The sequence below is a fragment of the Oliverpabstia intestinalis genome, from assembly GCF_009696065.1.
Classification (GTDB): Bacteria; Bacillota; Clostridia; order Lachnospirales; family Lachnospiraceae; genus Oliverpabstia; species Oliverpabstia intestinalis.
In genome coordinates this window covers 1-6,373 of record NZ_VUMS01000055.1, presented here as the reverse complement: position 1 = coordinate 6,373, position 6,373 = coordinate 1, and the positions used below count along the sequence as shown (strand labels likewise).

7 protein-coding genes and 1 pseudogene are annotated in these 6,373 nt (G+C 43.7%); all 8 read right to left on the bottom strand.

What is annotated here, in order from left to right; all coding sequences use genetic code 11:
* Positions 1 to 234: 234 nt before the first annotated feature.
* The 8 genes and pseudogenes from FYJ57_RS14555 to FYJ57_RS14520 all read right to left on the bottom strand — a co-directional run bounded on the left by FYJ57_RS14555 (position 235) and on the right by FYJ57_RS14520 (position 6,258).
* Entirely contained in the window at positions 235 to 366 is a 132-nt protein-coding gene (locus tag FYJ57_RS14555) for a Maff2 family mobile element protein (protein WP_154433207.1), read from the bottom strand.
* 74 nt (positions 367 to 440) lie between these two features.
* Positions 441 to 1,292, bottom strand: a pseudogene (locus tag FYJ57_RS14550) (VirD4-like conjugal transfer protein, CD1115 family); the annotation flags it as partial.
* A gap of 110 nt (positions 1,293 to 1,402) precedes the next feature.
* Positions 1,403 to 1,594 (bottom strand): transposon-encoded TnpW family protein, encoded by a 192-nt coding sequence (locus FYJ57_RS14545; protein ID WP_117739489.1) that lies wholly within the window; start codon positions 1,592 to 1,594, stop codon positions 1,403 to 1,405.
* A 380-nt stretch (positions 1,595 to 1,974) separates the two neighbouring features.
* Positions 1,975 to 3,234, bottom strand: a complete 1,260-nt coding sequence (locus FYJ57_RS14540) for a virulence-associated E family protein (protein WP_235904608.1) — start codon at positions 3,232 to 3,234, stop codon at positions 1,975 to 1,977.
* On the bottom strand, positions 3,185 to 3,937 hold the full coding sequence (locus FYJ57_RS15575) for a CHC2 zinc finger domain-containing protein (RefSeq protein ID WP_117739487.1): 753 nt from the start codon (positions 3,935 to 3,937) through the stop codon (positions 3,185 to 3,187). Before FYJ57_RS15575 ends, FYJ57_RS14540 begins: the two co-directional genes overlap by 50 nt.
* Positions 3,938 to 4,039: 102 nt before the next feature.
* On the bottom strand, positions 4,040 to 5,284 hold the full coding sequence (locus tag FYJ57_RS14530) for a plasmid recombination protein (protein ID WP_154433206.1): 1,245 nt from the start codon (positions 5,282 to 5,284) through the stop codon (positions 4,040 to 4,042).
* A 191-nt stretch (positions 5,285 to 5,475) separates the two neighbouring features.
* Complete coding sequence (locus FYJ57_RS14525) at positions 5,476 to 5,748, bottom strand: hypothetical protein (protein ID WP_117739486.1); 273 nt, start codon at positions 5,746 to 5,748, stop codon at positions 5,476 to 5,478.
* 138 nt (positions 5,749 to 5,886) lie between these two features.
* Positions 5,887 to 6,258 carry a GNAT family N-acetyltransferase gene (locus FYJ57_RS14520; protein ID WP_235904607.1) on the bottom strand — a complete coding sequence of 124 codons (372 nt, stop codon included), beginning with the start codon at positions 6,256 to 6,258 and terminating at the stop codon, positions 5,887 to 5,889.
* Positions 6,259 to 6,373: the final 115 nt, after the last annotated feature.

Here is a 6,373-nt window from a genome sequence, read left to right as displayed (position 1 = left end):
CCATCCACCTCTGGACAGCTTTCGTGTCTGGTCTGAAAACCAGTCTTACGGTTGCTCTCTGCCGACTTCACCGAGCTCTATAAACTTTTGGAGAGAGCCGTTGCATGCTCCCCGCCATTCGGAGTATTAGGGTGGCGCTTCGGGACGTTACCCCCTCATTTCACCCATCGGAATATCAGTTCTCCAAAGTTTCGGGCTACAATTGCCCTTCGACTTTGTGCGTAAGCTTTTCACTTACGAACGTGTCGCACGGTTATCATTACCGTATCCTTCCATAAGATTGATTGCACCCCAGATACCAAGACCCGCCCCGATTGCTACGACCAGGGTCTTAAGAGTAGTAATTGCACTGGTAAAAAATGCCATATAAATCACCAAAACTAACTTTGCCGGGTGTAACCGGGAATGAAAAACGCCGGTAACAATACCGGCGCACCCTGTTAGTTATTCCTTTCCTCATTATTTTCCTGCTCATTCCCGTCTCCTGAAAGATCCATTTCCATCACTTCCACCTCATCATCAGGTTTCGGTGAGTACTTCGGATCCAGTTCTTTTTCCACCTTAAACCGGTTCTTCTCACTGTAATCCGCAAGGAGCCGGTAATTGGGGTGTTTGGTTATATCGTATTTGTCCGAATAGAACGGACGGACACCACGGATCTGCAGGATGCATTTCCCGCCGTCCATGACTGCGATCTCATCCTCCGTCATCAGCTGTTTCCCGGTTTTCTGGTAATTCAGCCCGAACGACTTCTGGTTGCTGCGTGTTTCCGAGGTGTTGTAAAGGTCAATCGTCTCCTTTCCCAGAAGCTCACTCATCTCTTTCAGGGTGGTCTTTTCCTTGCCCCCAAGGAACAGCATCGTGTCACAATTCCCCAGAATTGTGTCCGCACTATCCTTGTACATTGCCTTCAGCTGGCTCTGTGACTGCAAAATAATAGAAGCAGAGATTTCCCTGCTTCGGATAGTGGCAATCAGCTTATCAAACTGTGGAATCTGCCCGATGTTGGCAAACTCATCGCAGATAACCCGCACATGGACCGGCAGCCTGCCGCCATATTTATCATCTGCCTTATCACAAAGCAGGTTGAAAAGCTGGGACTGCAGCATAGCGATCACAAAGTTAAAGGTAGTATCTGTATCTGACATAATTAGAAACAGCGCCGTCTTCCTGTCTCCCACGTTATCCAGTTCCATCTCATCATAGCTCATGATCTCCCGAAGCTCGGTAATATCAAACGGAGCCAGTCTGGCACCGCAGCTGATCAGGATGGATTTTGCTGTCTTACCTGAAACAAAATGTCAATAGTTTTTTCATCAAAAAAGGCACTTTTTCGTGTCAAATCAGGGGTAAAACAGCTAAAATACTGATGAAAACGTTCTTTGTTGTTACAACCATTAAGTTACTCAGCCATTTTTTCCTCTGTTTCCATGAAGTCCGAACGGTTAACTTCATTCACCAGCATCCGGTTGATTTTCTCCTGCATCGTCTCTCTTGCGTTCTCACTGTAATGGAATCGGACAACATAAGTTGTCTGCCCAATCCTTTTTGTAAATGTATTGTTTTCCGTTTTCGGATTCAGAACCTGTCCCATAAGCTTCTCCTTTCTGTGATTTACCGGCGGGCAGGGTGGCAGACTGATCTTCCAAATTGCCTGCCAGTATTCTATTCATTTGCCCGACAGAGAGAGGACAGTTATTATCCCAGCCGGGACGGTATCCCGATCTGGAATTCTGTCTCTCCGTCAATGTCAACAAGGCACTTGAAACTTTTAATAAAATAATCTCTTTATCCAAGTCATCCCTACTCTAAATAATATTTTCTTTTTTAAATATCTTTGTTGACAGTTAAGAAATATGCTGAAAAAGCTGATATTTAAAGGCTTTTCCCAGTCAACAAAAATGTCAACAACCAGTACACAAACAGTCAAAAAAATGGAAATTCAGCTGTTTTGACCATCCCCTCCCTGTCAGGCTAATCAAAAGGTATCTTCATCTGCTCACCTTCCGTAAGTTTTATAAAGCCATCTTTGTCCGGTTGGTTGACAGTCTCTGTTTCATCCTTTCCCTCTCTGATCCAGCACCGCTGTGTACCAAATCCTTCTTTTGAGAAACGATGATAACCGCCTCTTTTCCAGCCAATGATCTGTGTGTCCATGATCTGGCATATCTCATTGGTCTCATATTTCTTTGGTTCGCCATCATAATGGTTAAACGCCTCTTTCCAGATCTGTCTGGAGCAGACATAAGTCCCGGCATATCCATCCAGCCATCCCTGAACCTGCCCTGCCATCGTATCTTCCTGCATGAACTGTTTCCGGTATTCAATGATCTGCTCCTCCATTTCTTTTGGAAGTTTCAGAAGGCTGCTTTTGTTCTTGCAGGAATTGAAGATGACCATTGCTTCCGCCCAAAGCTGGTCGAAGTATGCCCTCGATTCTTCTTCATTATCAAGAAGATGTTTTTCCGCCTTTGAGGAATCGACCTCGATTACAAGGAAACGTCTTGCTCCTGTACGGTCAAAGGGAAGAAACTGCTTTGTATTGGTTGTCCCGGCAAACAGACATTGTCTCGGTCTGTCCTCTTCAAATTTCCCATAGGAATTCCGAAATGTGTCTTTCTGCCGGCTCAAAAAGGACTTGATCTCTTCATTGCTCTTTGCACTGATCGCAGCAATCATCTCTGACATTTCCATGATCCAGTGACCCCGGAGCTTTTCATAAATCTTTTTATCTCCCAAATCCCTCAAGTCATCTGAAAACCACTCATCCTTAATAGCCAGAAAGCGGAAAAATGTAGATTTTCCTGCCCCCTGTGTTCCTACAAGGCAGAGCATCTCATCCGCCTTACACCCCGGCTTAAAAATACGGAGCAGTGCTTCCATGATAAAATGCTTCAGGCATTCATAGACCAAATCCGAATCATCTGCCCCCATATACCGCTTCAATACATAACGGATACGTTCTGTGCCATCCCACTCTAAGCGGTTCAGATATTCGCAGATCGGATGATACTGTTTGCTGTTTGCTTCCGCCCTCAGGGCTTTATCCATGTTTTTCTCATTTCCCAGACTATAAAACTGTTCAAAATACAGATAAAAGAAATCTCTGGCAGCATCTGTCATAGAGGTGATACCATCATTCCACCAGAGTTTCCTGACGATATCGATCCTCTGGTTCAAAAGATTAAATCTCAGGCTCCCTTTCAGTAGCGGATCTTCCCGAAGCACGATCATATAATTCTGCATCGTCCCTTTGACGGTTCCCTGATTTGTCACCGCCAGATGGGAGCGGATCTCCCTTATGGCATCCACATCCGCCATCTGCTCCATGATCTGCAAAGCGTCCTGCTCCTTTACATTCTCGCTCAATCTTTTCCACCTCCTTTCCTTTTTCCTTGACAAGCATTTTCTTATCCTCTTCATCACCGAACAGAAGAATATCCAGATAATATTCAACGATACTCAACTCCCTCAGTGCGGTGCCAAAATGCCCATCCCACTCTTCCTCTGGTGTTTTTGGTGCATAACATTCTTTCCATTCCAGAAGCAGGGTGCGGTAATCCAGATATGCTTTTGTAAGTCTGGCACATTCTGTTTTCCAGTCTGTTTCTGATACCTTCCCTCTTTCTTTCACCAGAGACTTTTTCCCACTTTTGGGAGAATCCCTTGCCCTGTTCCCATAGGAGATTCCAAAATCATCTGCCAGCTTCAAAGCAGCCTCTCTGGATTTTAGTCCGAAGAGCTGGGCGGTAAAATCGATCACATCCCCGGTACACCCACATCCAAAACAGTAATATCTGCGGTCAACTTTCATGCTCGGTGTACCGTCATTATGAAAGATGCACCGGATCAATCCGCTCCTGTTGGGCTTAAATCCATAAAGTTCCGCAGCCTGCCTGACCGTCACATTCTGCTTTACTTCTTCAAACACATTCATTTTTTATCCACTTCCTTTCCAACCCGTTCAGATATGACCGGGTTCAAAATAAAAAAAGAGCATCCTGACTTTTATCCAAAACTGAATAAATCAAAATGCTCTTTACAGGGAATCCCTGTCATGATATTTCGTTTTTGTTTTTCTTCTGGCAGCGTTTTCTTCTGCGACCCGCTTTTTATTGGCAGCCAGTTTTTCAAGAACACTCGTCCTTGCCTTCTTCTTGATCTGTTCCGTATTCGCTTTACTGACCTCTGGCTCCTGAAGAGTTTTCTGTACTTTTTCAATAACTGCATTTGCTGCATTCCGTAATTTCTCTTTCGCCAGCTTAATCACATTTTTGGTAATTGTTTTTTCCTTATCAGAATTATTTGGATTCTGGACAATGTTATTGCAAAGCTGATCCAGAAGCCTGATATCCTCTTCCTGTGTCTGTGCCCTTACTTTTTCCGTAACGACTTCCACCGCCTTGTCATAAGCGATCTCTGACACTTCATCGATCAGGGTTTCATTATCCATGATTTTTTCTTCCTGTTCCTTTATCATCTGTTCCTGCCGGGCAATCTTTTCTTTCTGTGCCTGTATGATAAACTCCTGCTTTTCCAGATACTTCTTTCCGCCATATTCCGGCGCTTCCTCAATCTCCAGCCCATACTGCCTGCAAACATCAAACAGAAGATTCCTGCAGATCAGATCAAAAGTCATCTTCCGGTTATTGTTTCTTCCTCTGGGCTTATCTGGATCGGGAAGAGGAATTCCAAGTGCTTCCAATGCCTTTTCCTGTTGCGGACACAGTTCCCCATATTTATTTTCGCAGTCAAACACGTGACGTTCATGGATATGGGGAGTGGTCTCATCCATGTGGAGTGCAAAATCCAAAATATGCACATGGTCTCCAAACATCCCCTCGAACCTTTTCATAAAAAAATCCGCAATATGAAAAAGCTGTTCTCCCGATATATGCTCCCCTTCCTTTCCGATCTGGAATATCGTTTCTTCCGGACAGGTCATTTTATTTTTCAGCAGATCTTCCGTTGTCCGGTTTCTTTCCGGGTGGCGGTTTTTCTCATTTCTGGCATTCTGCCCTTTTATAAAATCGCTGTAATGGTCTTCATAATACATCTTTTCAATATCATGAAAACTTGCTTCCGGCTCGACCGGTCCCCAATTTCTAAGTGTCTCATCCGAAGGGTTCTGGACATATCCCCGGTAACAGTCCCAATAGATATTCTGCTTTTCCCTCTCCGCATCAATATGCTCGCTGTTGGCAATATCGAATTTTCTGTCATTGTGCTTTGGATTATAAACACCATGTTTCCCCGATCTGCCATTATGCCTTGTAGCTCTCATTTTTCTGATTCCCCCTTTCATCTATTCTGCATTTTTTTCATTTTTCTTTTTCCCATTCTGCCCTCCTCTGTGGTCTTTCCATTATCTGCCTCTTGCATTCCACAAGCTTTTTTCATGTGGCGGTCATTCCCGAAAACGATTTTGGGTAACACAATTCGCCAGATAATACCCAGTACGACTTGACGCAGGCATCAAATCACTGGGCAAGGCGTTTCACCCTTGACCCGATAATGGGCTTTGCCCCTTAACCCCAGCATGGAGCTGCCTCCCCTTTGCATTCCCTGCACAAAGGGCTCCGCCCTCTGTACACCCGCCGGACAAAATGAAATTTCCGCCACTGTCCCATCTGTCAGAATTTTCGTTTCGCCCGGTTTTTCAAAAATCCTCAAATCGGATTTACTCAAAAATAAGAGCCGACACTTTGTCACTTTTTTGAAAAAAGTCCAAATTGCATCGGCTCTCATATTTGACCTCACCGGTCATATTCAGTTTTTTCTTTGCATCCTCTCTGAGCATTAATGAGCAAAACAAAAGGCACCAACTTTTTTCGGTTGATGCCCTTTGGATTACTCACTATTCTCTTTTCACAAAACTGAAATTTGCTAAATACACTTAATAAAAAACATTTCCATTGGTTGCTCATATCCCGGAATATCTATAACAAAACCACCACAATCTTTATATCCTAATTTTCTATAAAAATGCTGTGCTTCCTCATCAACCTGGGTAGATGTCAAAAGCATACCATATCCCTGAGATTTCATATCAGCTTCCCAATGCTCCATAAGTTTTTTTCCATAACCTTTTCCCTGATAATTCCAGTCAATAAACAGCATGGTACAAAATGGTGTATTGTCCCAAAAAAGATTATATCTCAATAGTCCAATTGGTTTATTATCATCAAATATAATATATCCTCTTTTATTACTTACTTTGTTTTCAAATTCCGGTTCCGGTAAATTTGATATTGTCAATATTGGTTGACACATTTATCTCAAAGATATCACTGCCTATGCAGCCTGTTCCAGAGATTGGTAGTATCTCTGTCGCTTAATTATCGGAGGAAGCCCACCGTTGGCAGAGCAGATC

What these genes read in the sequence shown, in the direction of transcription:
- FYJ57_RS15575 (WP_117739487.1), bottom strand. Translation starts at nt 3,937, where the DNA reads ATGAATGTGTTTGAAGAAGTAAAGCAGAATGTGACGGTCAGGCAGGCT.
- FYJ57_RS14525 (WP_117739486.1), bottom strand. Translation starts at nt 5,748, where the DNA reads ATGAGAGCCGATGCAATTTGGACTTTTTTCAAAAAAGTGACAAAGTGT.
- FYJ57_RS14540 (WP_235904608.1), bottom strand. Translation starts at nt 3,234, where the DNA reads ATGATCGTGCTTCGGGAAGATCCGCTACTGAAAGGGAGCCTGAGATTT.
- FYJ57_RS14530 (WP_154433206.1), bottom strand. Translation starts at nt 5,284, where the DNA reads ATGAGAGCTACAAGGCATAATGGCAGATCGGGGAAACATGGTGTTTAT.
- FYJ57_RS14545 (WP_117739489.1), bottom strand. Translation starts at nt 1,594, where the DNA reads ATGGGACAGGTTCTGAATCCGAAAACGGAAAACAATACATTTACAAAA.
- FYJ57_RS14555 (WP_154433207.1), bottom strand. Translation starts at nt 366, where the DNA reads ATGGCATTTTTTACCAGTGCAATTACTACTCTTAAGACCCTGGTCGTA.